Consider the following 22,620-nt stretch of genomic DNA (forward strand, 5'->3'; position numbering starts at 1 on the left):
CACCCAGTAGTAAAACGTCACGCCAATATAAATATCGCTCGCCATCAGCAGCCACTGCGTAGCTTTGCGCCAGGTGGAGGCATTACGCCAGTCGTTCCATGGCAGTTTACCGCCCGTTGTTCCGGGGCGGCGTTGCCAGCGCTTTCTGCTTTTTTCGCTCATTGCCTTCTGACGTCCATAAAGTGGCATTTTGAATGCCACTATAGTACGGCTATCCCGTTGAGCCAGCGTTGATTTATATCATTGCCTGATAATTGGGCAGCTTACGCTGCCCAATATTTATAGATGAGTCATAAAACGCGCGAGCCGCTGTCGTAGCAGGCGGTTTTCCTGTCGTAAACGTGCGTTCTCTTCCAGTAGCGTGAGCGCCACGGCGATCCCCGGCCAGTCAAGCGCCAGTTCTTCACGTAACCGCAGGGCGCGCTGTACCACAGTGGCGGCATGATCGTCGAACTGCCAGCTGTCCGCCGTTTCGGTGTAAGGTTCGATGACGCCCAGACCCACGATCTCGTTCAGGTCTTCCTCCGTCACGCCGGTGCGCAGGCAAAATTCGGTAACCGTAAAAGTGATGGTGACGTTAGCCATTATGCTTTCCCCCAATCTTTGCGCGGATCAAATCCTGACTGTGCCTCTGCCAGTTGCTGCCACAGCGCAGTCGCACGTTCATCCGGTTTAGGTGGCATCACGATCTTCAGCACGACATACAAATCACCGGTCTGTTTTTTACTGACCAGACCTTTACCTTTGATGCGTAAACGTTGTCCGGCCTGGCTGCCGGGGGGAATGGTGACCAGAATGCTCTCTTTCAGCGTGGGGACGGCAATCTTTGCGCCCAGCGCGGCTTCCCATGGGGCGAGCGGGACCACAATTTCCAGATCCTGGTTAACGATATCAAACAGGGGATGTGGTGCGATGTGGATCACCAGCCATAAATCGCCATTCGGTCCGCCGTTTTCACCCGGCGTCCCCTGGCCTTTCAGACGAATACGCTGACCATTGCCGACACCCGCCGGAATTTTCACATTCAGGGTTTTTGGAATTTCACGTTCAATCATGCCAAACGCATTGTAGACCGGCAGGTTATAGCTAATGGTCCGGTTGTGTTCAGCGAGTGTTTCTTCAAGAAAAACCGCGACTTCAATTTCAATATCATGTCCACGGCTGGCATGGCGCTGGCGAGACTGACGCGCGTGCTGACCAAAAATAGAGGAGAAGATATCGTCGAAGTCTTCGGCGTTGTAGCTCTGGTTCTCTCCCTGCTGGAACTGACGGTTGAATTGCGGGTCATTGCGGTGTTGCCAGAGCTGATCGTACTCCGCGCGTCGCTGCTCATCGCTCAGCACTTCCCAGGCTTCAGCGACCTCTTTAAAGCGGGCTTCAGCATCGGGTTCTTTACTGACATCGGGATGATATTTGCGAGCCAGTCGGCGGTAAGCGGTCTTGATAGTCTTGAGATCGTCCGTCGGTTTCACGCCCATGATGGCGTAATAATCCTTTAATTCCATAGCGTTCTCTCGGGTTAATCAATACAGGCTAAAGGGATCCCTTAAAAGGTGTCATCGATAAGTGTAGGGTAATCCTGTCGAGGATGAATGCCAACCAGCGAAACAACATATCTTTACAGCCCAGAGGTTGCGTAAAACACGCCAGCCGCTAAGATAACTCGCGTCAATGAGTGAGGGTGTGATGGCGAAACGTCAACGGATGGGATGGTGGTTCCTCTGCCTGGCATGTGTCGTGGTGATGGTCTGTACCGCGCAGCGCATGGCGGGCCTGCATGCGTTGCAGATGGAGACCACCGCGATCGCGGCGACGGCGTCGCCGACGTCCGTGACAGAGGATGCATCTCCCGTGACCCCGTGCGAGCTCAGTGCGAAATCGCTGCTTGCCGCGCCACCGGTCGTTTTTGAAGGCGCGATCCTCGCGCTCTGTTTACTCCTTGCCTTGTTAACGCCGTTCAGGACCGTACGCTTACCGTTCTTCCCGCAACGCGTTATTTCTCCCCCCAGACTTCGGGTCCATCTCAGATTCTGCGTTTTCCGCGAATGACAGACTGGCTGTTTCGTACAGTAAGTTAATCATTCATGGAGAAAAATTATGATGTATGCCTTCAGGCAGGGACTGATCTGCCTGTTATTACTCTGGCTGCCCGCATCGTGGGCGGCAGAGAGCGGCTGGCTGCGTTCCCCGCAGAACGATCATGCCAGCGTACGACTGCGCGCCGATACGTCAGCACAGGGGGAAACCCGTCTGCTGATCGACGTCAAACTGGAAAACGGCTGGAAGACGTACTGGCGTTCGCCGGGGGAAGGCGGCGTTGCGCCTGCCATCGCCTGGCAAGGAGAGATGCCCGTGGTAGACTGGTTCTGGCCGACACCGGACCGTTTTGACGTCGCCGGTATGACTACCCAAGGCTATCACCAACAGGTCACGTTTCCGCTGGCCGTCCGGGGACACACTCCCGACCGCATTGCCGGTGTGCTGACGCTCTCTACCTGTAGCAACGTGTGTCTGCTGACCGACTACCCGTTTTCGTTTACGGCCTCTCAACAGGATGCCGGGTTTGCGCATGATTATGCTCAGGCGATGGGACGTGTGCCCCTGGCGCAGGGTCTGACTCAAACCCTGATCGCTGGTGCGCGTGACGGCGAGTTGGTGATCGAGGCGCAGCGCCGCGGTGGCTGGACCGCACCCGAGCTGTTCCTCGATAGCGTAGAGGACACGGATTTTGCTAAACCGCTGATCCGGGTCGATGGCGACAGACTGCACGCGACGGTGCCGGTTCACGATAGCTGGGGGGAAGGGGCGCCGAATTTACACGGCAAATCGCTCACGCTGGTGCTGGCGGATAACGGTGTGGCGCAGGAGAGCCAGCTTATCGTGGGTGATGCGCCGGTGACAGAATCCGCCAGACTCCCGCTCTGGCAGGTGGTTCTTATGGCGCTGATGGGAGGCGTGATCCTTAATCTGATGCCTTGCGTATTGCCGGTGCTGGGGATGAAGCTGGGTTCGATTTTGCTCGTTGAGGAGAAAAATCGCCACCAGATACGACGGCAGTTCCTCGCGTCGGTCGGGGGGATTTTGATCTCCTTCATGGCGCTGGCATTACTGATGACTGTGTTACGACTGAGCAATCAGGCGCTCGGTTGGGGTATCCAGTTCCAGAATCCGTGGTTTATTGGCGCGATGGTGCTGGTGATGCTGACCTTCAGCGCCACTCTGTTCGGCCTGTTTGAATTTCGCCTGCCGTCATCAATGACCACCCGACTGGCGACTTACGGTGGTAACGGCCTGGCGGGACATTTCTGGCAGGGCGCGTTTGCCACGCTGTTGGCGACACCGTGCAGCGCACCGTTTCTCGGTACAGCCGTGGCGGTGGCGCTGACGGCATCGCTGCCCGTGCTGTGGGGGCTTTTCTTCGCCCTCGGCATTGGGATGAGTCTGCCGTGGTTGCTGGTCGCCCTGCGTCCGGGGCTGGCGCTTCGTCTGCCGCGACCGGGACGCTGGATGAACGGACTGCGACGCTTGCTCGGCTTAATGATGCTCGGTTCTGCACTCTGGCTGGCAACGCTACTTTTGCCTCATCTGGGTTTTACCTCCCAAAGTGCGGCGAAAGAGAGTGTCCGCTGGCAGCCGCTTAGCGAGCAGGCGATCACCGACGCGCTTGCGCAAAATAAGCGCGTATTTATCGATGTGACCGCCGACTGGTGCATTACCTGCAAGGTCAATAAATATAACGTGCTGAACACCGACGCGGTGCAGGCGGCGCTACAGCAACCGGATGTCGTGGCCCTGCGCGGCGACTGGACGCTGCCGTCTGATGACATTACGGCATTTCTGAAATCACGCGGCCAGGTTGCCGTACCGTATAACCAAATCTATGGCCCCGGCTTACCGAAAGGTCAGGCGCTGCCGACGTTATTAACGCGCGACGGTCTGTTAGAAACACTGGCTAAAGCGAAAGGAGAAACGCCATGAAATCCCTGATCATCCTGTTATTTACCCTGTTTAGCGCGTTCAGCCTTGCCAAAGACGCCGCGCCGTTTACCCCGGAGCAAGAAAAACAGATCGAAGCCCTCATTCAGGAGGCGTTGTTTAACGATCCGGCCAGTCCGCGCTTTGGCGCAAAACAGGCAAAACTGACGCTGGTGAATTTTACCGACTACAACTGTCCGTACTGCAAACAGCTTGATCCGCTGCTGGAGAAACTGGTGGCGAAATACCCTGACGTGGCGGTGATTATCAAACCGCTGCCGTTTAAAGGCGAAAGCTCGGTGTTGTCTGCGCGGACGGCGCTCACCACCTGGCGTGAGCATCCACAGCAGTTCCTCGCGCTGCATGAAAAGCTGATGCAAAAGAAGGGATACCACACTGACGTCAGCATTAAACAGGCGCAGGAAAAATCGGCGGCCAGCCCGGTCATACTGGATGAAAAAAGCAATGAAACGCTACGTACCAATCTGCAACTGGCGCGACTCGTCGGCGTTCAGGGAACACCCGCGACGATCGTTGGTGATGAGCTGATCCCTGGGGCCGTCTCCTGGGAGGTGCTTGAAGAAGTCGTTAAAGAAAAACTGGCGGTGGCAAATGGTCAGTAAGTTGCGGCGATGGCTGCGCGAAGGTGTGGTTTTTTTGCTCCTGTTGGCTGGTGGAATGTGGCTAATGGATGCCTGGCGCGCGCCACAGGCACCAACGGCTTTCGACAGTACACCGCTTTACACGCTGGATGGCGAACGGGTAACGCTGGCGGCATTAAGTGAGGAAGAGCCGCTACTGATCTATTTTTGGGCCACCTGGTGTGGCGTTTGCCGCTATACCACACCGGACGTTGCCCGCTTGCAGGCACAAGGGGAGAAGGTGCTGACCATCGCGCTGCGTTCGGGAGATGAACAGACGATTGCGCGCTGGCTGGCGCGTAAAGGGATCTCTTTTCCCGTGGTCAACGATACTAATGGCGCACTTTCCCGCAGTTGGGATATCAGCGTCACCCCCACGCTGATTGTGGTGTCAAAAGGGCAGGTGGTTTCCACTACCAGCGGCTGGACCAGCTACTGGGGGATGCGCCTGCGGTTAGGGTGGGCCAAAATCAGTTGAGTCAAAACCGGGGAAACCCGGTTTTTTTACACCATAAAATAGCCGTAACACCATGTGATTTAAATATTTAAGGCAGAAAGTAAACGGGTTGAATCTATTTTTTCGCGGTTTTTATCATTGCAAATGACATGGAGTAATGGCATATCATGTAGCGATATAACGTTGTTAATGCTTACAGGAATTATAAATAAATGCGCAAGGGTAAAGTTATTATTGCATCAATGATGGTGCTTTGTGTCCTTATTTTTCTGATTGCGATCGCCTGGTTTATGTTGTTTCAGGGGGAAATGACGGCGCCGACGGCAGAAGAAAAAAAAACCGCTGTTTTACAGGTTGCGGGCTTACTTAAGACGGATGCTCAGGATAAAAAATCGATTGAGAGTTTATATCAGCGTGCGATTATCGTGCGCACGGTGAATCTCGATTCCGGCGAGTGGGTGACGGATAAAACGGCCGCACAAGGATGTAAAAAACTCGCTCCGGAGCAGGACCCTGCACAGATTCGTCAACGCTGTTCGCTGGCGGAAGTTTATCTGGTAAAAGATAAGTATAATAAGATTCAGCAAGTTATCATCCCTGTTTCGGGCAAAGGAGCGAAATCGATGATGCATGCATTTCTCTCTTTGGGACTGGACGGTCGTACGGTGAACAATCTGTATTATTATCAGCAGCGGGAGACGCCATTTCTGGGGGCCAGAGTGAAAGATGAAAGCTGGCGTCAACAATGGCCGGGGAAAAAGGTGGCTGATGATAATGGAACGCCGACGTTGAAAATAGTTCAGGAGAAATCAGGGAAGTATAATGAATATACCGTTGATGGTATTTCTGGTGCGACGCTGACGTCAACGGGCGTTGAAAAGAGTATTAACTACTGGATCAGTGAGCAGGGTTATGGCCCATTTTTGCAGCGACTGAAACAAGACCCGGAGATGTTGTATCGCTGAATAAAGTGCGCCTGCGGATAATTTACTTTAAGCCAGTAGGCGCAGTATCACTCATTTTTTACGGATTTACGCAACGTAACATTTAATTCCTGACGGTCTGGAAGCGTATAATACCCGCCGTAAGATTTCGCCCTCCATCACATATCAATGAAATAAATTTACATAACTTGTCACCCATTGACATTTTTATGATCCAGGTCATGTACAACGCCAGTAAAAATCGATAATGATAATAATTATCATTTGTGTTATTTGGTGCGTATCGTGCGTAAGTTTTGCCTCTCACTGCTGGTAACTCTCTTCAGTCTGCTCATAAGCGTTAGCGTATGGGCCGCGACAAACTATGCTCCGTTTATTGAGGATATTGAGCAACGCCTTGATAAAACAGCAGAACTTTATTCTCAACAGCGCACCGATGAGGCGCGCCGCACGGTACAAATGGCCTACTTTGAGGTGTTTGAAAATCTCGAAGGCCCCATCCGCATCAACATCTCCGCCAGTAAAAGTTACGAAATGGAGAGCGCCTTCGGTGAAATCCGGCGGATGATTGGCGAGAAAAAACCGCTCGCTGATGTGCAGTCGAAAATCGACTGGCTGAAGGCATCGCTACGAGAAGTCGAACCGGTGCTGGACGGCGGACACCGACTGGTGGCGGAAGAGCCGCACAGCGCGCTCACCCGAACGGATATCGCTGTTCACTGGCAAGAGAGCGTCCGTATTATCGACGATCTGCTGGCCCAGGCGGTGAATGACTATCAGGCCGGGAACTACGCTACGGCCAGTCAGCATGTCCAGCAGGCGCACTATCAGGGATTCAAAAACTCTGAGATGGAAATGTCGGTCAGGCAGAATCGCTCGGCCAAAGATGCCGCAGCCATCAACCAACAGTTTTCCGCGCTGATTGCACTTGCCGCTCAACCCGATCGCCTCAACGACGTCTCTTATCAGGTCACCACGCTGTTACAGGATATTGAGGATATTCTGCCAGGCTTACCGACAACCCGCGACGATCAGCTGATTGCAGCCCCACAAACCGCAGACAACGGTCCGGCGGCGGAGGAGAGTTCGCGGACAAACTGGGGTGAAGTGGCGGGCGGAATCAATCAGAGCATTCAGGACGCTATTGCGCGGTATCAACGCGGCGAGACGCAGAATGCCATTCTGGATGTTCAGGACAGCTATTTCGATCGCTTCGAAGCCAGCGGCATGGAAAACAAAATCGGCTCCCGTGATTCGGCGTTCAAAACCACGCTGGAAGCCTACTTCACCCGTCTGGTCAGCTTGATGAAGGCTGGTCAACCGGCAGAAAGACTCCAGTCAGAAGCGAGCGCGCTCGAGCAGGATCTGCAAAAAGCGGTGACGATGCTTGGCGAAGGAGAAGAGACGCAATGGAGTCTGCTGCTTTACAGCCTGATGATCATCGTCCGTGAAGGGTTGGAAGCCCTGCTGATCGTGGCGGCGATTGTCGCCTACATGGTGAAAAACAATCATCAGGATAAGCTGCCGCTGATTCGCCAGTCAGTGATCGTAGCCCTGGTCGCCAGCATAATCACCGCAGTGATTTTCCAGTTGCTGTTCACCAACTCGGGTGCCAGTCGGGAACTGCTGGAAGGCATCACGATGTTGATTGCGGTCGTGATGCTGTTCTTCATGAGCTACTGGCTGCTGTCCAAAGTGGAAGCCCGACACTGGAAGGCCTGGCTGGAAGGCAAGCTGTCCCACTCACTGACGACAGGGTCGCTGGTGGGGCTGTGGCTGACTAGTTTCCTCGCGGTCTATCGCGAAGGCGCCGAAACGGTTCTGTTCTACTACGCCCTGATCGGCGATGCCAAAGATGTCGCCGGACACATGGCGATTGGCGCGGGCTTTGTTATTGGCTGTGTCGTGTTACTGGCGGCGTGGCTGGTCATGCGTTATTCGGTGGTGCGTTTGCCGCTGAAACCCTTCTTTATGTTTACCGGCAGTTTCATGTACCTGATGGCCTTCGTGTTTGCGGGCAAAGGTGTACTGGAGCTGGTGGAAGGCAAACTGTTCCAGCCAACGTTGATTAACGGTTTCCCGGAAATCAGCTGGCTGGGGATTTATCCCTATGTGGAAACGCTGTTACCGCAGGCAGTATTGCTGCTCGCTGCGCTGGTTGCGCTGTGGGTTATGCGGCGAAAAAGCGCCGTTCCTGGGGAAACAATAAAAAACACTCTGTAGTTGTGATTTTAGACGAGAGGATATGTCTGATGACCATGAAGAAAACCCTGATTGCCAGCGCAGTGATGGCCGGAATTTTCACCGCACCGGCAGCGTTCGCCTTTAAAGAGTATCCGGCGGGCGAGCCTGTCGTGATGAATGAAATGGAGCTGGCCGCCGTTTATCTGCAGCCGATTGATATGGAGCCGCGCGGCATGGGCTTACCGGCAGCCAAAGCCGATATTCACCTTGAGGCGGATATTCACGCGGACGAAGGCAGCAAAAACGGCTTTGGCGCAGGAGAGTGGATCCCCTATCTGACCATCAGCTACACCCTGGTCAACAGCGATACCGGTGAAAAACAGGAAGGAACGTTTATGCCGATGGTCGCCAGCGATGGCCCTCACTATGGCGCGAACGTCAAGATGATGGGCGTGGGCAACTACAAAGTGACTTACCACATTGAACCGCCGTCAAAAGCGGGGATGCACCGTCACACCGACAGTGACACTGGTGTCGGTCGCTGGTGGAAACCGTTTGATGTGAGCTACGAATTTAAATACGTCGGTCTGAACTAAGAAAACCGATGCGCCGGGATGCTAACTCATCCCGGCCGAGTCAATCCGCTGTTCTGAGTCGATGTCATGAGTTACTTTTTCGTCACCACGTTACAGGTCTTTTTCTGCATCGCGTTACTCTCCGGCGTTCTCTGGAGTCGAAACGATCCCCCTTCCTTACGCCCTCTGGGCTGGACGCTGCTTATTGGTCTGGCAGCCGGCGTGCTGGCAGGACTGACGCTGCGCGGTTCACAACCGGTACAGCTGTTACTGGTCGGAACGGAAGTGATGGTCACGTTGCTGTTTGTGCTCAGCTTCTGGTGGGCGGGAAACCGTGTGCGCTATTTGTGGCAAGGGATTCTGGTCTTTGGCGCAGCGCGTCACTGGGCGCTCGATCCGAATCTCGGTGGCTTAACCAGCACGCATGTCCTGAATACTGAACTGCTGCTGAATTTGACGGCAGTGGTCCTCGCCTTCGCGATCCTTTGTCTGGCTGGCGTGCTTTGCGCCATGCTGCTGCGCCGAATCCGCGTGCTGTACTGGCCATTCACCCTCATTCTGCTGGTCATGCTGTGGCTGCCGTTAAGCGGTAATTTGCTGTTGCTGTTGATGAAGCTACAGGTACTGCCGCTGGCGAAATCGCTGCTGAGCTTTGTGGCGAAAGTGACCAATAATGCGCCAGCCTATAACTGGATGGCGGTGGGATTACTGCTGCTTCTGGCGCTGTGCTGGCTGCCGTCGTTGCTGAGCGCCCATCGTCAGACGCGGGCAACAGAAGAACCGATTGCACATCGCCTGGCGCTGGCGCAGCGGCGGAATGCGCTACGGCTTTGGCTGGTCACCCTCGGCTGTGCCGTGGTGGTGATTGCCGGGCAACTGTGGTGGGACAACGTCGCGTCTCAGCCGCCGCAGCTTTCGCAAGCCATCCCGGTAACGCTCGCCAGTGACGGCAGTGTCCATCTGCCGGTTGAACAACTGCGGGACGGTAAGTTGCATCGCTTTGTCTGGGTGGCTGACGATGGCAAAGCCGTGCGCTTTTTCATCATCAACCGTTATCCCGACAAACTGCGCTTTGGCGTGGTGTTTGATGCCTGTCTATTGTGCGGCGATCAGGGCTATGTGATGGAAGGCAATCAGGTCATTTGCGTCGCCTGTGGGGTACATATTTTTATCCCTTCCATTGGCAAACCCGGCGGTTGCAATCCGGTACCGATTGAAAACTGGCACAACGATGAAAAAGAGTTAGTGATCCCCGGTAAAGAACTGGCCGCTGGCGTGAACTACTTCTCGACGGTGATGACCATTCAGGTGACCGATCCGGTTGATGGTTCAACGTTGACCAATACCTCGGCGGACTTCAAGTACAGCTACGGCGGTAAGACCTGGTTCTTTTCCTCCGAAGAGAACTATGACCGTTTTCGTCAAACGCCGGAACAGTTTGTTCCTGCCGAACTGAGGGAGGAGTAACGATGCTGTGTCGAATGTTACGACAATCCTGGGGACGCAACCTGCGGCGTAAAGGGCTGGCGATTATCACGGTCTTTCTTGCAGCCAGCCTGATCTCGGCGCTGCTGGCGGTGTCGATCGATATCGGTGACAAAATGTCGAGGGAGCTCAAATCCTACGGCGCAAACATCCTGATTGAGCCTGCCGGACAAGCTGCATTGCCTGCGCTGTTTAGCGAAAGCAGTAATCCGCTCTCTGGGCAGGATTTCCTTGATGAAGCTGAATTGCCGAATATCAAAGATATTTTCTGGCGCAATAACATTGTCGGTTTTGCGCCGATGCTGGGCGGTGAAGTCACCGTGAACGATAACGCGGTGCGCATTCTCGGGACGTTCTTCAGCCAACCGGTCGATATTCCGGATGAAGAGGGATATGAAACCGGACAGAAAACGGTTAGCCCGTTCTGGCAGGTGACCGGCGACTGGCCGCAGGAAGGCGAGAACAGTCCACCGCAAACGCTCGTGGGGCATGCGCTGGCGCGACAAACAGGATGGAAAGCGGGTGATACGCTGGTATTAAACAACGCGGATACAACAGTGCCTGTCACCGTCAGCGGGATCCTCTCCAGCGGCGGCGAGGAAGATAACCAACTGGTGATGCCGCTCGCGATAGCGCAGACGCTATTGGGGTTGCCCGGCAAGGTGCAGGCCATTCGTGTTTCGGCGCTGACGGTACCGGAAAATGAGCTTTCACGTCGCGCGCGGGAAAATCTGGATGCGCTTAATGCGGAAGAGTACGACCTCTGGTACTGCACTGCTTATGTTTCTTCTATCGCCCACCAACTGGAGGAGGCGATCTCCGGGGCGGAGGTGCGCCCGGTCTGGCAAGTCGCCGCCTCTGAAGGGGTGGTGATTGACAAAATTCAGTTGCTGATGGCGGTGGTGACGATTGCCGCGCTGGCGGCATCGGCAATGGGGATCGCCTCGCTGATGACCAGCACGATTATGGAACGCGCCAAAGAGATCGGTCTGATGAAGGCGCTTGGCGCGCGTCAGTGGCAGATCATGCTGCTGTTCTACCTCGAAGCCGCTTCCAGTGGGCTGGCAGGCGGGGCGCTGGGATGCGTTGCCGGATGGGGGCTGGCGAAAGCGATTGGCGTGATGCTGTTCGACGCTCCTCTCGATTTCGCGTGGATTGTGGTGCCGTGTGTACTGGTGGTTGCGATGTTGATTGCCCTGATCGGAACCTGGTTCCCGGCGCGGCGCATTGCGCGACTTTATCCCGTGGAGGTGCTGTATGGCCGCTAAACGGACAATGCTCTGGCTGCTGGTGTGGCGGGCGCTGCGCCTGCGTTTTCAGCGGGTCAGCGTGGTTTTTGCCGCGCTGATGGTGGGGGCGACCATCGTGACGGCGCTGAGCGCGGTATGGTTCGACATCAATACTAAAATGAGTGAAGAGTTACGCACCTTCGGCGCCAACTTCTACATCGGGCCGGGGCACGGCGCGAGTATGCCACAGCGGGAGCTACAGACCCTTCTGGATGATGCGCCAGCGGGGCTGGTTCACGGTGCCAGTCCGTGGTTATACGGCATGGCGCGTACCGAACTGGAAAAAGTGGTGATCGTCGGCGTCTGGTTTGAATCGTTGCAAAAACTGGTGCCTTACTGGCAGGTTCAGGGGAGCTGGATTGGCGTCAGCTTCGACGATCGCAACGCGATGATTGGCATCAAGCTGGCGGAGCGCCTCAACGTTCAGCCCGGCGATAACGTCACGCTGGTCGATCATAACCAGCGGAAAAACCTGCAGATTAAAGGCATTGTCGAAGCCGGTGACGCCACGGACAACATGCTGATCGTCAGCCTCGACGTGGCGCAAGCCTGGCTGCATCAGCCGGGGAAAATCAGCCACGGCCTGTTGAGCGTCAGTAATGATGTTGGCCAGGTTGATCGCTATGCCAGCCGGTTGCAAAGCCAGTATCCGGATCTGGAGATTCGCCCGGTGCGTAAAGTCTCCGCCTCAGAAGGACAGGTGCTGGATAAGATCAAAGGGCTGATGGGACTGGTATCGCTGGTGATTCTGGCGCTCTCTTCCCTGTGCGTGAATACCACCCTGATGGCGATAGTCGGCGAGCGTGCCCGCGAGTTCGCTCTGCAAAAAGCGCTGGGTGCCAGCAATGGCGACATCGTACGGCAAATCTTGCTGGAAACCTGCATTATCGCCCTTGCGGCCGTAGTGTGCGGCTGGTTGTTGGGGTATTTGCTGGCGCAACTGTTGGGACTGACGGTATTCAACGCGGCGATCTCGCTGCGTCTGCCGGTGCTGCCCATCACCCTCGTATTGTCTTTACTGGTCGCCATTCTGGCGGCGATTGTTCCGGTACGGCGTGCGGTCAGCGTCGAACCCGCTAACGTGCTGAAAGGAGAGTAGCGCCATGTCCGTGACGCAGATTCCACAGGTGGCGATCGAAACACGTCACCTCTATAAACGGTTTGGCGACGTTACCGCCCTGGATGATATTAACCTACGAATTACGCAAGGGGAGTTTGTCGCCATCATGGGGGCCTCCGGCTCCGGGAAAACGACGCTGATGAACATCCTCACCTGTCTGGATACCGCAACGGAAGGTCAGGTGTTTCTTGAGGGTACGGACGCCGCCGCGCTGGATGAAGAGGGACGGCGTCGTTTTCGCGCCGAGAAGATTGGCCTGGTGTTCCAGCAATTCCATCTCATTCCCTTTTTAACCGCGCTGGAAAATATCATGCTGGCGCAGCACTACCACAGCGTGGTGGACGAGGCAGCAGCCAGAAAAGTACTGGAACAGGTCGGCCTTGGGCACCGCGTCACCCATTTACCCAGCCAGCTTTCCGGTGGGGAGCAGCAGCGTGTCTGTATTGCGCGGGCGCTGGTGAATGAGCCGCCGGTCATTTTCGCGGATGAACCGACAGGCAACCTCGATGAAGAGAATGAACAGCGGGTGTTGGATTTGCTTACCGATTTGCACCGCCAGGGGCGCACGATAGTCATGGTGACGCATAACCCGGCGCTTGGGCAGTTTGCCGATCGCATTTTGCGTCTGCAACACGGAAAGTATCTGGGAGAGGAGGCGATGCAACATGCGCTGGCTTAACGTTTTCATTCTCTCACTGGCGGTATTGCTCAGTGGCTGTAAAGAGGAAAAGCTGGCTGTCGGCGAAACGGCTCCGGCGCTGGCGGCCTTCGATTTACAAGGCCAGGAGTCCGGACTGGATCGCTGGCAGGGAAAATCCATCTATCTCAATTTCTGGTCGGCAGGCTGCGGTGGTTGTCTGGCGGAGATGGATTCGCTGGAAACGCTCAGCCAGAAATGGGGCGATAGCGTGGTAGTGGTGGCGGTGAATACCGATCCGGGTACGGTCAACCTGGATGCGCTTCTGGCGAAGCACCAGGTGTCGTATCCGGTCCTTCGCGATCAGATGAAAATCACTCAGGAACGATACCAGGTCATCGGCACACCGACCTCGGTCCTGATTGATCCACAAGGCCGGGTGCTGGAGTGTCATCAGGGAATGCGTAAACCGGCGGAATTAGCCGCCACGTTCGCCCGTCTCGCGGGGCAATAAGTTTTCGGTGGAGGGATACCGCTGATGGCATTTATCTGGAACGACGAGAGCCTGGCTCTCCTGCGTGAAAACGCGGGCGTCCTCTCGACGCAACACATTGCGCAGATGCTGTGCACCAATGTGACGGTGGTGCGCAATATGGCTTACCGGCTGAAACTCAGTTTGCGTGTGTCGGCGTATAGCCAGAAGAGAATTCAACAGGTTCAGGCATTGTATGAATCCGATGAACCGCTGACCATGAAGGAGATTGCCGTGCGAACCGGGCTCACGTTCAGCACGGTGCAGTACATCGTCTATGTCAAACTGAAACATAAGCCCTATGCCACCCGCGAGTTTATCGCGTTCGAAACACAGGATGCGGTGCATTACCGCGTGCAAAAAGAGTTTGTCGATACCGAGCGTACGCGACTGCAACAACCGATGGATAACAGCCGTTTTCAGGAACTGTATCTCAAAGACGGGACAGCCTACTGCGCGCGTAACATCCGCCATGAAGTCATTATCTCTGAATAGCGGAAACCACATTTCGTTCGCTGACGAAGCAAGCATCGTCGCAAGCATTCAGGATAGGTCATCTTCTCCTTACAGGACGCTGAAGCATGACCCTTCTTTTTGCATTCGACCCCGACCAGGTTGTGATGATTGCCTTAACCTTTGTTCTTGCGGGGATGGTGAAAGGCGTCACCGGCATGGGGCTGCCTACTGTGGCAATGGGGATCCTCGGCTCGCTGATCTCTCCGGTTGCGGCGGCGGCTATGCTGTTGTTACCTTCGCTTATCAGCAATCTGTTTCAGTTTGGCGGCGGTGGAAATACCCGGATGTTGCTGAAGCGACTCTGGCCTATGCTGCTAACGGTGGTGATTGCCACACTGTTGGCCAGCGTCTGGATCACCGGTGGCGAGACTTCCCGCACACAGTTTGCGCTCGGGCTGGCGCTGATGGTGTATGCGCTCTGGACCCTGGCGGGAAAACGAATTGCGATCGCACCGCGGCGTGAAAAACCGCTCTCACTGGTTGTCGGATTCGCTACCGGCTTGTTGACCGGCGGAACGGGCGTCTTTGTGATGCCGGCGGTGCCGTGGATCCAGTCGCTGGGCTTTGAGAAGGATGAACTGGTTCAGGCGCTCGGTATCTCTTTTACCTTTTCCACGCTGGCGTTAGCACTGGGTCTGTGGTGGCACGACGCGCTCCCCGTGCAGTCGCTGAGCTTATCGGCATTCGCCATCGTTCCGGCGCTGCTCGGCCAGTGGGCAGGCACTCGTATCCGACGGGTCATCTCACCCGTTGTCTTTAAACGTTGCTTTCTGTTTTGTCTGCTGGGGCTAAGTATCGAAATGATGCTCCGTGCTGTGACTTAATGACAAAATCGTGCCATGGTTAACTCCTCCCCGAGGCTGAGAGGTCAGTATGATGTCAATAGTCGTAAATGAAGAAGACGGCGAACTCGAATCACGAATGGCGCTGACGGCGGCGGTGATGGCGGACAAATCGCGATCCCGGATGCTGTGTGCGCTGATGGATGGCCGGGCATGGACGGCGACGGAACTGAGCGCGGTGGCGGATATCTCGCCGTCTACCGCCAGTGCGCACCTGGCCCGTCTGTGCGAGCAGCGGTTCGTGGTTTCTCTCGCCCAGGGGCGGCACCGCTATTTTCGCCTTGCAAGCGCAGACATTGCGGAACTGCTGGAGCGTCTGATGGGCGTCGCCTGGACATCAACGGCATCGCGGAAAATCACTACGCCTTTGAGTTTGCGTCATGCGCGGACCTGTTATGACCATCTGGTCGGAGAAGTGGCGGTGAGACTGTTTGATACGCTGGTTTCCCGACAGTGGCTGACGGCAGATGGCGAAACCTTGACGCCTCTGGGTGAGGAGAAACTGGCGGATCTGGGCATTGTCGTACAGGCCAGCGTGTCGCGACGCAAATTTAGCTGCGGCTGTCTGGACTGGAGCGAGCGACGTTATCATCTGGGTGGTGTACTTGGCGCGGCGCTACTGACCTGGCTTACCGGGCAGCGGTGGATAAAAACAGCACCGGGAAGCCGCCAGGTCACCTTCACGCCCTCCGGGATCCGCAAGCTGCAAATGATATTTGGCATCAATATGATGCGCTGAATCCCTGTTTTTGCGGTCTCGTTCCCAAAAATGTGTCATATATCTGTCACACTTATGAATGACGAATAACAACACGAGGTCGTAGGGATGAACAAATCGTTAATTGCCGCCGCTGTCGCAGGGGTTGTGATGGTGTCTTCTGCCGCGCAGGCACAAACGGCGCCGGAAGGCTATCAGCTACAGCAAGTATTGATGATGAGTCGACATAACTTACGTGCGCCGCTGGCGAACAATGGCAGCGTGCTGGAGCAGTCCACTCCGAATAAATGGCCTGAATGGGATGTGCCGGGCGGACAGCTCACCACCAAAGGTGGCGTGCTGGAAGTGTATATGGGCCATTACATGCGTGAATGGCTGGCAGAGCAGGGGATGGTGAAATCCGGCGAGTGCCCGGCACCGGATACGGTCTATACCTATGCCAACAGTCTGCAGCGTACGGTCGCGACCGCCCAGTTCTTTATCACCGGCGCGTTCCCTGGCTGCGATGTTCCGGTGCATCACCAGGAAAAAATGGGCACCATGGACCCCACCTTTAACCCGGTGATCACCGATGATTCAGCGGCTTTCCGCGAGAAAGCCGTACAGGCGATGGAAAAAGAGCGCAGCCAGATGCAACTTGATGACAGCTACAAGTTGCTGGAACAGATGATTAACTACAAAGACTCGCCATCGTGCAAGGAAAAACAGCAGTGTTCGCTGACTGACGCTAAAGATACCTTTAGCGCGAACTATGAGCAGGAGCCCGGTGTCACCGGACCGCTGAAAGTGGGGAACTCGCTGGTGGACGCTTTCACGCTGCAATACTACGAAGGATTCCCGATGGATCAGGTGGCCTGGGGCGAAATTAAATCCGATCAGCAGTGGAAGGTGTTGTCGAAACTGAAAAATGGCTATCAGGACAGCCTGTTTACCTCTGCGGAGGTCGCACGTAACGTGGCGAAACCGCTGGTGAAATACATCGACAAAGCGCTGGTAACCGAACAGGCGAAAGCGCCGAAAATTACCGTGCTGGTGGGGCATGACTCAAACATCGCCTCACTGCTTACCGCACTGGAATTCAAACCCTATCAGTTACATGATCAAAACGAACGCACGCCGATTGGCGGCAAAATTGTCTTCCAGCGCTGGCATGACACGAAGGCCAACCGCGATCTGATGAAAATTGAGTATGTGTATCAGAGTTCAGAGCAACTGCGTAATGCGGATGTGCTGACGCTGAAAGCCCCGGCGCAACGCGTGACCCTGGAGTTGAAAGGATGCCCGATTGATGCGAACGGTTTCTGTCCGATCGACAAGTTTGACGCACTGCTGAATGAGGCGGCGAAATAAATGAGGTTCCCCCGCGCAAGCGGGGGATTTAACGGCTTAAACGTTTTTACGTTCGATGGTCTGTTCGCCCCAGAAGAGCGCGTCTTTATCTGTCTTATCAAAGGCTTTAATGAGCACTTCATCGCTGCCTTCTTCCCAAATTTTTTCTGCCAGCTTTTCGTCATATCCGGCAACTTCAAATATGGCTTCGGCTATTTCCGGCGATGTATTGCGCATACTTGCCCACTCACCGACGTGATGAGCCTTCGCTTCTTGAGTTGGCATTCTTATCCTCCCGTTGAAGATTAGCCGTTGAGCTTCACTGCCAGACCGGCAACGTATTCGCCCTGATAACGTGCGATAGAGAGTTCTTCCTGACTGGGCTGGCGTGAACCGTCACCACCGGCAATGGTCGTTGCGCCATAAGGCGTACCACCGCGAACTTGCGAAACATCGAACAGTTCCTGTGCGGCGTAGCCGATGGGCACAATCACCATCCCATGATGGGCAAGTGTAGTCCATGTAGACGTAATCGTTTGTTCCTGACCGCCGCCTGTCCCGGTAGAACTGAAAACGCTGGCGAGTTTGCCATACAGCGCGCCGGACGCCCACAATCCGCCCGTCTGATCGAGGAAGGTACGCATCTGGCCTGACATATTGCCAAAGCGCGTTGGCGTACCAAAAATAATGGCGTCGTAATCCGCCAGTTCTTGCGGGGTGGCGACGGGCGCGTTTTGCGTCTTGCCTCCGGCTTTGGCAAAAATTTCAGCTGGCATGGTTTCCGGTACACGCTTAATCACGACCTCTGCGCCATCCACTTTGTTTGCCCCTTCCGCTACCGCGTGCGCCATCGTTTCGATGTGTCCGTACATGGAATAATAAAGCACCAGAACTTTAGCCATTTGTACTACTCCTCGTATTAACCGTGTCTGTAGCGATTCGCTACCCTCTTTAAAGATATGACGTGGCGCTGAGAGTGCAAATATCACGACCATTTCTTTGATTTATAACAAATTTTAGGACAGCCTGTTTTGTAGCAAAATGATACATTTTCTCGCCGCTAAATTTTGCTAATCATAAGAAAGGCTTATTGATAAACTGAGGCAATTATTTCTCAACACGGACTTAAGCTGTTGCAGGATATTACCAGCGGCGGGCCGAACGCTCTGTATTGCCTAAGCTTAGTTTCACGTCGCGAGGTGAATGGCATCCGCCATCCGTGGCGTGAGGAGTCACTCCTCAGTACCTATGCAATATGATGTCTAATCAATGACGGAGGTCAGTAATGGCAAACCATCGAGGCGGTTCCGGTAATTTTGCCGAAGACCGTGAAAGAGCATCAGAAGCAGGTAAGAAAGGTGGTCAGCACAGCGGGGGGAATTTTAAAAATGACCCGCAGCGTGCCTCTGAAGCAGGTAAAAAAGGGGGCAAGAGCAGTGGTGGTAGCCGTAACAGCTAGCATTGCCGCACTTGTCGATCATCATGTTCAGCCTACCCTTACTGCGTGATGACGCCACCGCCGCCGGATACTCCGGCGGTTTTTTTTGCCCGTCAGGTTGAACTGAAAGGAAACGCCACGCAGACTATGCGCCACTGACAGATTCACCAAACAAGGAAAGGGCATGGCCGAACGTGCTGAGAAAAAAACAGGTAAACGCTCGCAGGCGGTCAGCGCGAAACGCGAAGCGATTCTGACAGCCGCATTAAATACGTTTTCACAATATGGTTTTCACGGCACACGTATTGAACACATTGCCGAGCAGGCCGGCGTCTCCAAAACCAATCTTCTTTATTACTACCCGTCAAAAGAGGCGCTGTATGTCGCCGTGCTACGACAGATTCTGGATATCTGGCTGGCGCCCTTAAAAGCGTTTCGGGAAGATTTTGCGCCATTGGCTGCCATTAAAGAGTACATCCGGCTAAAGCTGGAAGTGTCCCGTGATTACCCGCAGGCCTCGCGTCTTTTTTGCATGGAGATGCTGGCCGGTGCGCCGCTGTTGATGGATGAATTGACCGGCGATCTGAAAACGCTGATTGATGAAAAGTCCGCGCTGATTGCCGGTTGGGTGAAGAGCGGCAAACTGGCGCCGATCGACCCGCATCATCTGATCTTCATGATTTGGGCTTCAACACAGCATTACGCCGATTTTGCGCCTCAGGTTGAGGCGGTGACGGGCGCAACGCTGCGTGACGAAACCTTTTTTAATCAGACGGTTGAAAACGTTCAACGCATGATTATTGAGGGAATTCGCGTTCGTTAATTGGCAGGCGGCAGTGGGCAGCTCATATCGCCTTCTTCGCACTGTAGCAGCGAGGCGAGAAACGCTTCACGCTCGGCGGTTTTATCCGCCAGACACTGATTGGCGATCATCACCTGAGCACTTCCCCCCTCGGTGCCGGAGCTGATAAGCGCGCAGTCGGCATCGCGCATGGCGATCCACGCGGTCTGCGCCTTTTTCAGCAGTTCCTGCTGTGGCGGGGCTGCGCGTTTCAGCGCATTCTGATACGTTTCATTCAGTTCTTTGTCTGCCGTCTGATACTGGGTGACGGCACAGGTATTCATTTCCGCTTGCGTGCTGGCATTTGCGCAGTCATCGGCCAGCGCCTGACCGCTGAGCAGCAGCGCAGCGCAGGTGAGTAGTATTCGTTTCATCATTCCCTCTGGCTCCATAAAAAAAGGCCCCGTTTCCGGAGCCTTAATTAACCACAGCCTTAGCCAATTGTCATCAGGCTTGCGTTACCTCCGGCGGCTGCCGTGTTCACGCTTAACGAACGCTCGACGTACAGTCGCTCCAGCAGAATATTGCTTTCACCACGGGCGAAACCTTGTACCGAGACAATCGCGCCTTCACGGGCTGCTACCGCTTCACACAGGGCACGAAGCTGATCGGAATCGCCGTGGAAGATCACCGCATCAAAAGGCTGCGTTGTCAGGCTGTCGGTTTTCGCAAACGCAATGCGGGCAGAAACCGCTGCCGGCAGGCGTTTCGCCAGGTCACGGTGAAAGGCATCGTCAGTCCACAAAATCTGACTCCCGACCGAAGTGACGGCGGCAAGTTGCACCAGCGCATCCTGTTCATCATCCGCGATACACAGTACGCGCTCACGCGGTAACAGCGTCCAGGTGTTACGCTCCCCGGTAGGGCCAGGCAGCAGACGCTGCGTACCGGCCTGCGCCAGTTCACCAAACTGTTGGCAAAGTTGACGTAACACAGGACGATCGGCCGCCCACTCGCTGAGCGCTTCCAGCGGCTGGATCAGCGCGGCTTTCAACTGGGCGTCTACCGGATAGTCCGTATCCTGACGCGCCAGAGTGATGGCCAGCGCATTTTCCGGACGATTTGCCAGCAGACGGTAGAGATAGAGCGGCCCACCGGCTTTCGGACCGGTCCCCGAGAGTCCTTCGCCGCCGAACGGCTGTACGCCGACGACCGCCCCCACCATATTCCGGTTAACGTACAGGTTGCCTACGTGCGCCGAACCGGTGACCTGGGCAATGGTTTCATCAATACGGGTGTGGACGCCCAGCGTCAGACCGTAGCCGGAGGCGTTGATTTGGTCAATCAGCGCGTCCAGGTTGTTGCGGTTGTAGCGTACAACGTGCAGAACCGGACCAAAGACCTCTTTTTGCAGCTCGTCAATGCTTTCCAGTTCGATCAGCGTTGGCGCAACGAATGTACCGCTTTGCCATTCACGGACATCTTCACTGTTTTCACGCGCCGCCTGGAATACCGGACGACCTTTCGCCCGCATAGCCTGAATATGCTGTTCAATATTGGATTTGGCTTCACTGTCGATCACCGGACCGATATCGGTGGTCAGACGCCCCGGGTTGCCCATCCGGCATTCGGCCATCGCGCCACGCAGCATTTTCAGCGTGTGGTCGGCGATATCATCCTGTAGACAGAGTATGCGCAGCGCGGAGCAGCGCTGTCCGGCGCTGTCAAATGCCGAGGACAGTACGTCGACCACCACCTGTTCGGTGAGGGCAGACGAGTCAACGATCATCGCGTTCATGCCGCCCGTTTCGGCGATCAGGGGAATCGGACGTCCCTGTGCATCCAGACGCGTCGCGATGTTACGTTGCAGCAGCGTCGCCACTTCGGTAGAACCGGTAAACATCACGCCGCGCACGCGGCTGTCGGCGGTCAATTGCGCGCCCACCGTTTCACCCCGGCCAGGCAGCAGTTGCACCACGCCCGGCGGTACGCCAGCTTCCAGCAAGATGGCAATGCCCTGGGCTGCGATAAGCGGCGTCTGTTCCGCGGGTTTTGCCAGTACGCTGTTGCCTGCAGCCAGCGCGGCGGCGATTTGTCCGCTGAAAATGGCCAGCGGGAAGTTCCACGGGCTGATGCAAACCACCGGACCGAGCGGGCGGTGGGTCTCATTATCAAAATCGTCACGCACCTGACCGGCGTAATAATGCAGGAAGTCTACTGCTTCACGCACTTCGGCAATGGCGTTGGCGAAGCTCTTACCGGCTTCACGCACCAGAATGCCGATCAGCTGTTGCATCTGGCCTTCCATCAACACGGCAGCGCGATGGAGGATGGCGGCACGTTCATGCGGCGGCGTCGCAAACCAGATAGGAGCATTGTTCACCGCGCTTTGCAGCGCCTGTTCGACTTCAGCTTCACTGGCTTCACGGACATAACCGACGATGTCTTTCGGTTCTGCCGGGTTGACCACCGGGCTCATTTCGCCCTCGGCAACCGGTGTCTCGAGCATCGGCAATGCTCGCCATTTTTGCAGCGCGCTGTTGAGCAGGGCAGAGGAGAGGGAGGCCAGACGATGTTCGTTGGAAAGATCCAGACCGGCAGAGTTTTCGCGCCCTTTGCCGTACAAATCGCGCGGCAGCGGAATTTTCGGATGCGGCAGACCGGTCTGACCTTCCTGCTGCGCCAGTTTTTCGACGGCCTCGACCGGATCGGCCACCAGTTCGTCCAGCGGCAGCGTGGTATCCGCGATACGGTTAACAAAGGAGGTGTTCGCCCCGTTTTCCAGCAGACGACGCACCAGGTACGCCAGCAGCGTTTCATGGGTGCCAACCGGTGCATAAATGCGGCACGGACGGTTCAGTTTGCCATCCGCCACTTTACCGGTGACCTGTTCGTACAGCGGCTCACCCATTCCATGCAGGCACTGGAACTCATACTGACCTGGATAGTAGTTCTGTCCGGCCAACTGGTAAATGGCTGCCAGCGTATGGGCGTTGTGGGTCGCAAATTGTGGGTAGATCAAATTCGGTACGTTGAGCAGCTTTTTCGCGCAGGCGAGATAAGAGACATCGGTGTAGACCTTGCGCGTATAAACCGGGTAGCCTTCCAGACCGTCCATCTGGGCGCGTTTGATCTCGCTATCCCAGTAGGCGCCTTT

General features: G+C 55.5%; 24 protein-coding genes and 1 pseudogene. 18 read left to right on the top strand and 7 right to left on the bottom strand.

Annotation, left to right across the window (positions count from 1 at the left end; translation table 11 throughout):
* The 3 genes and pseudogenes from AB7E14_RS05200 to cbpA all read right to left on the bottom strand — a co-directional run.
* Window positions 1–162, bottom strand: a pseudogene (locus AB7E14_RS05200) (4Fe-4S binding protein); the annotation flags it as partial.
* 117 nt (window positions 163–279) lie between these two features.
* The gene (cbpM, locus tag AB7E14_RS05205) at window positions 280–585 is read right to left on the bottom strand and encodes a chaperone modulator CbpM (protein WP_043001060.1); all 306 of its coding nucleotides are present in this window, start codon (window positions 583–585) and stop codon (window positions 280–282) included.
* Entirely contained in the window at window positions 585–1,505 is a 921-nt protein-coding gene (gene cbpA / locus AB7E14_RS05210) for a curved DNA-binding protein (RefSeq protein ID WP_044258080.1), read from the bottom strand. The genes cbpM and cbpA overlap by 1 nt, the downstream gene beginning before the upstream one ends.
* A 181-nt stretch (window positions 1,506–1,686) precedes the next feature.
* Here cbpA and AB7E14_RS05215 point away from each other — a divergent pair, with 181 nt between their 5' ends.
* From AB7E14_RS05215 to agp, 16 genes are all read left to right on the top strand, one after another.
* Window positions 1,687–2,049, top strand: a complete 363-nt coding sequence (locus tag AB7E14_RS05215) for a hypothetical protein (protein WP_044327077.1) — start codon at window positions 1,687–1,689, stop codon at window positions 2,047–2,049.
* Between the two features lie 48 nt (window positions 2,050–2,097).
* The gene (locus AB7E14_RS05220) at window positions 2,098–3,978 is read left to right on the top strand and encodes a protein-disulfide reductase DsbD domain-containing protein (protein WP_316962200.1); all 1,881 of its coding nucleotides are present in this window, start codon (window positions 2,098–2,100) and stop codon (window positions 3,976–3,978) included.
* Window positions 3,975–4,598: a DsbA family protein gene (locus AB7E14_RS05225; protein ID WP_058587903.1), complete on the top strand. Its 624-nt coding sequence runs from the start codon at window positions 3,975–3,977 to the stop codon at window positions 4,596–4,598. The genes AB7E14_RS05220 and AB7E14_RS05225 overlap by 4 nt, the downstream gene beginning before the upstream one ends.
* Window positions 4,588–5,094 carry a protein disulfide oxidoreductase gene (locus AB7E14_RS05230; RefSeq protein ID WP_316962201.1) on the top strand — a complete coding sequence of 169 codons (507 nt, stop codon included), beginning with the start codon at window positions 4,588–4,590 and terminating at the stop codon, window positions 5,092–5,094. Before AB7E14_RS05225 ends, AB7E14_RS05230 begins: the two co-directional genes overlap by 11 nt.
* A gap of 191 nt (window positions 5,095–5,285) precedes the next feature.
* Window positions 5,286–6,038 carry an NADH:ubiquinone reductase (Na(+)-transporting) subunit C gene (gene nqrC, locus AB7E14_RS05235; protein WP_316962202.1) on the top strand — a complete coding sequence of 251 codons (753 nt, stop codon included), beginning with the start codon at window positions 5,286–5,288 and terminating at the stop codon, window positions 6,036–6,038.
* A gap of 264 nt (window positions 6,039–6,302) precedes the next feature.
* The gene (locus AB7E14_RS05240) at window positions 6,303–8,240 is read left to right on the top strand and encodes an FTR1 family iron permease (protein ID WP_316962203.1); all 1,938 of its coding nucleotides are present in this window, start codon (window positions 6,303–6,305) and stop codon (window positions 8,238–8,240) included.
* Window positions 8,241–8,269: 29 nt separating this feature from the next.
* Window positions 8,270–8,797, top strand: coding sequence for an iron transporter (locus AB7E14_RS05245; protein ID WP_428169384.1), 528 nt, complete (start codon window positions 8,270–8,272; stop codon window positions 8,795–8,797).
* Between the two features lie 66 nt (window positions 8,798–8,863).
* The gene (locus tag AB7E14_RS05250) at window positions 8,864–10,243 is read left to right on the top strand and encodes a Fe-S-containing protein (RefSeq protein WP_044264180.1); all 1,380 of its coding nucleotides are present in this window, start codon (window positions 8,864–8,866) and stop codon (window positions 10,241–10,243) included.
* A 2-nt stretch (window positions 10,244–10,245) separates the two neighbouring features.
* Window positions 10,246–11,529 (top strand): ABC transporter permease, encoded by a 1,284-nt coding sequence (locus AB7E14_RS05255; RefSeq protein WP_058587907.1) that lies wholly within the window; start codon window positions 10,246–10,248, stop codon window positions 11,527–11,529.
* Window positions 11,519–12,649 carry an ABC transporter permease gene (locus AB7E14_RS05260; RefSeq protein ID WP_044258067.1) on the top strand — a complete coding sequence of 377 codons (1,131 nt, stop codon included), beginning with the start codon at window positions 11,519–11,521 and terminating at the stop codon, window positions 12,647–12,649. The genes AB7E14_RS05255 and AB7E14_RS05260 overlap by 11 nt, the downstream gene beginning before the upstream one ends.
* 4 nt (window positions 12,650–12,653) lie before the next feature.
* Window positions 12,654–13,349: an ABC transporter ATP-binding protein gene (locus tag AB7E14_RS05265; protein WP_043001051.1), complete on the top strand. Its 696-nt coding sequence runs from the start codon at window positions 12,654–12,656 to the stop codon at window positions 13,347–13,349.
* Window positions 13,336–13,821 carry a TlpA family protein disulfide reductase gene (locus AB7E14_RS05270; RefSeq protein WP_044327671.1) on the top strand — a complete coding sequence of 162 codons (486 nt, stop codon included), beginning with the start codon at window positions 13,336–13,338 and terminating at the stop codon, window positions 13,819–13,821. The genes AB7E14_RS05265 and AB7E14_RS05270 overlap by 14 nt, the downstream gene beginning before the upstream one ends.
* Before the next feature lie 24 nt (window positions 13,822–13,845).
* Window positions 13,846–14,334, top strand: a complete 489-nt coding sequence (locus tag AB7E14_RS05275) for a MarR family transcriptional regulator (protein ID WP_044327672.1) — start codon at window positions 13,846–13,848, stop codon at window positions 14,332–14,334.
* Between the two features lie 86 nt (window positions 14,335–14,420).
* The gene (locus AB7E14_RS05280) at window positions 14,421–15,179 is read left to right on the top strand and encodes a sulfite exporter TauE/SafE family protein (RefSeq protein WP_043001048.1); all 759 of its coding nucleotides are present in this window, start codon (window positions 14,421–14,423) and stop codon (window positions 15,177–15,179) included.
* Between the two features lie 49 nt (window positions 15,180–15,228).
* Window positions 15,229–15,936: an ArsR/SmtB family transcription factor gene (locus AB7E14_RS05285; protein ID WP_428169385.1), complete on the top strand. Its 708-nt coding sequence runs from the start codon at window positions 15,229–15,231 to the stop codon at window positions 15,934–15,936.
* 87 nt (window positions 15,937–16,023) lie between these two features.
* A complete protein-coding gene (gene agp, locus AB7E14_RS05290) occupies window positions 16,024–17,265 on the top strand; it encodes a bifunctional glucose-1-phosphatase/inositol phosphatase (protein ID WP_316962205.1) in 1,242 nt (413 codons plus the stop codon).
* A gap of 36 nt (window positions 17,266–17,301) precedes the next feature.
* Here agp and AB7E14_RS05295 read toward each other — a convergent pair whose 3' ends face one another.
* Window positions 17,302–17,529 carry a YccJ family protein gene (locus tag AB7E14_RS05295; RefSeq protein WP_316962206.1) on the bottom strand — a complete coding sequence of 76 codons (228 nt, stop codon included), beginning with the start codon at window positions 17,527–17,529 and terminating at the stop codon, window positions 17,302–17,304.
* A gap of 20 nt (window positions 17,530–17,549) precedes the next feature.
* Entirely contained in the window at window positions 17,550–18,146 is a 597-nt protein-coding gene (wrbA, locus tag AB7E14_RS05300) for an NAD(P)H:quinone oxidoreductase (RefSeq protein ID WP_043001045.1), read from the bottom strand.
* Between the two features lie 383 nt (window positions 18,147–18,529).
* On the opposite strand from wrbA, the gene AB7E14_RS05305 reads away from it, so the two are divergent.
* Entirely contained in the window at window positions 18,530–18,703 is a 174-nt protein-coding gene (locus tag AB7E14_RS05305) for a general stress protein (RefSeq protein WP_043001044.1), read from the top strand.
* Between the two features lie 163 nt (window positions 18,704–18,866).
* Entirely contained in the window at window positions 18,867–19,505 is a 639-nt protein-coding gene (rutR, locus tag AB7E14_RS05310) for an HTH-type transcriptional regulator RutR (protein WP_044258058.1), read from the top strand.
* Here rutR and AB7E14_RS05315 read toward each other — a convergent pair.
* Both AB7E14_RS05315 and putA read right to left on the bottom strand, forming a co-directional pair.
* Entirely contained in the window at window positions 19,502–19,897 is a 396-nt protein-coding gene (locus AB7E14_RS05315; protein WP_043001955.1) for a lysozyme inhibitor LprI family protein, read from the bottom strand. The two genes, rutR and AB7E14_RS05315, sit on opposite strands and share 4 nt — an antisense overlap.
* A 59-nt stretch (window positions 19,898–19,956) precedes the next feature.
* The coding region (putA, locus tag AB7E14_RS05320) for a bifunctional proline dehydrogenase/L-glutamate gamma-semialdehyde dehydrogenase PutA (RefSeq protein WP_428169386.1) at window positions 19,957–22,620 on the bottom strand (2,664 nt) is incomplete at its 5' end.

Origin of the sequence: Citrobacter sp., from assembly GCF_050252275.1 — a bacterium.
In the GTDB taxonomy this organism is placed as follows: Bacteria; Pseudomonadota; Gammaproteobacteria; order Enterobacterales; family Enterobacteriaceae; genus Citrobacter_A; species Citrobacter_A amalonaticus.

Bases quoted from the DNA above. Each gene is read 5' to 3' on its own strand.
- cbpM (WP_043001060.1), bottom strand. From the start codon at position 585: ATGGCTAACGTCACCATCACTTTTACGGTTACCGAATTTTGCCTGCGC.
- cbpA (WP_044258080.1), bottom strand. From the start codon at position 1,505: ATGGAATTAAAGGATTATTACGCCATCATGGGCGTGAAACCGACGGAC.
- AB7E14_RS05215 (WP_044327077.1), top strand. From the start codon at position 1,687: ATGGCGAAACGTCAACGGATGGGATGGTGGTTCCTCTGCCTGGCATGT.
- AB7E14_RS05220 (WP_316962200.1), top strand. From the start codon at position 2,098: ATGATGTATGCCTTCAGGCAGGGACTGATCTGCCTGTTATTACTCTGG.
- AB7E14_RS05225 (WP_058587903.1), top strand. From the start codon at position 3,975: ATGAAATCCCTGATCATCCTGTTATTTACCCTGTTTAGCGCGTTCAGC.
- AB7E14_RS05230 (WP_316962201.1), top strand. From the start codon at position 4,588: ATGGTCAGTAAGTTGCGGCGATGGCTGCGCGAAGGTGTGGTTTTTTTG.
- nqrC (WP_316962202.1), top strand. From the start codon at position 5,286: ATGCGCAAGGGTAAAGTTATTATTGCATCAATGATGGTGCTTTGTGTC.
- AB7E14_RS05245 (WP_428169384.1), top strand. From the start codon at position 8,270: ATGACCATGAAGAAAACCCTGATTGCCAGCGCAGTGATGGCCGGAATT.
- AB7E14_RS05250 (WP_044264180.1), top strand. From the start codon at position 8,864: ATGAGTTACTTTTTCGTCACCACGTTACAGGTCTTTTTCTGCATCGCG.
- AB7E14_RS05255 (WP_058587907.1), top strand. From the start codon at position 10,246: ATGCTGTGTCGAATGTTACGACAATCCTGGGGACGCAACCTGCGGCGT.
- AB7E14_RS05260 (WP_044258067.1), top strand. From the start codon at position 11,519: ATGGCCGCTAAACGGACAATGCTCTGGCTGCTGGTGTGGCGGGCGCTG.
- AB7E14_RS05265 (WP_043001051.1), top strand. From the start codon at position 12,654: ATGTCCGTGACGCAGATTCCACAGGTGGCGATCGAAACACGTCACCTC.
- AB7E14_RS05270 (WP_044327671.1), top strand. From the start codon at position 13,336: ATGCGCTGGCTTAACGTTTTCATTCTCTCACTGGCGGTATTGCTCAGT.
- AB7E14_RS05275 (WP_044327672.1), top strand. From the start codon at position 13,846: ATGGCATTTATCTGGAACGACGAGAGCCTGGCTCTCCTGCGTGAAAAC.
- AB7E14_RS05280 (WP_043001048.1), top strand. From the start codon at position 14,421: ATGACCCTTCTTTTTGCATTCGACCCCGACCAGGTTGTGATGATTGCC.
- AB7E14_RS05285 (WP_428169385.1), top strand. From the start codon at position 15,229: ATGATGTCAATAGTCGTAAATGAAGAAGACGGCGAACTCGAATCACGA.
- agp (WP_316962205.1), top strand. From the start codon at position 16,024: ATGAACAAATCGTTAATTGCCGCCGCTGTCGCAGGGGTTGTGATGGTG.
- AB7E14_RS05295 (WP_316962206.1), bottom strand. From the start codon at position 17,529: ATGCCAACTCAAGAAGCGAAGGCTCATCACGTCGGTGAGTGGGCAAGT.
- wrbA (WP_043001045.1), bottom strand. From the start codon at position 18,146: ATGGCTAAAGTTCTGGTGCTTTATTATTCCATGTACGGACACATCGAA.
- AB7E14_RS05305 (WP_043001044.1), top strand. From the start codon at position 18,530: ATGGCAAACCATCGAGGCGGTTCCGGTAATTTTGCCGAAGACCGTGAA.
- rutR (WP_044258058.1), top strand. From the start codon at position 18,867: ATGGCCGAACGTGCTGAGAAAAAAACAGGTAAACGCTCGCAGGCGGTC.
- AB7E14_RS05315 (WP_043001955.1), bottom strand. From the start codon at position 19,897: ATGAAACGAATACTACTCACCTGCGCTGCGCTGCTGCTCAGCGGTCAG.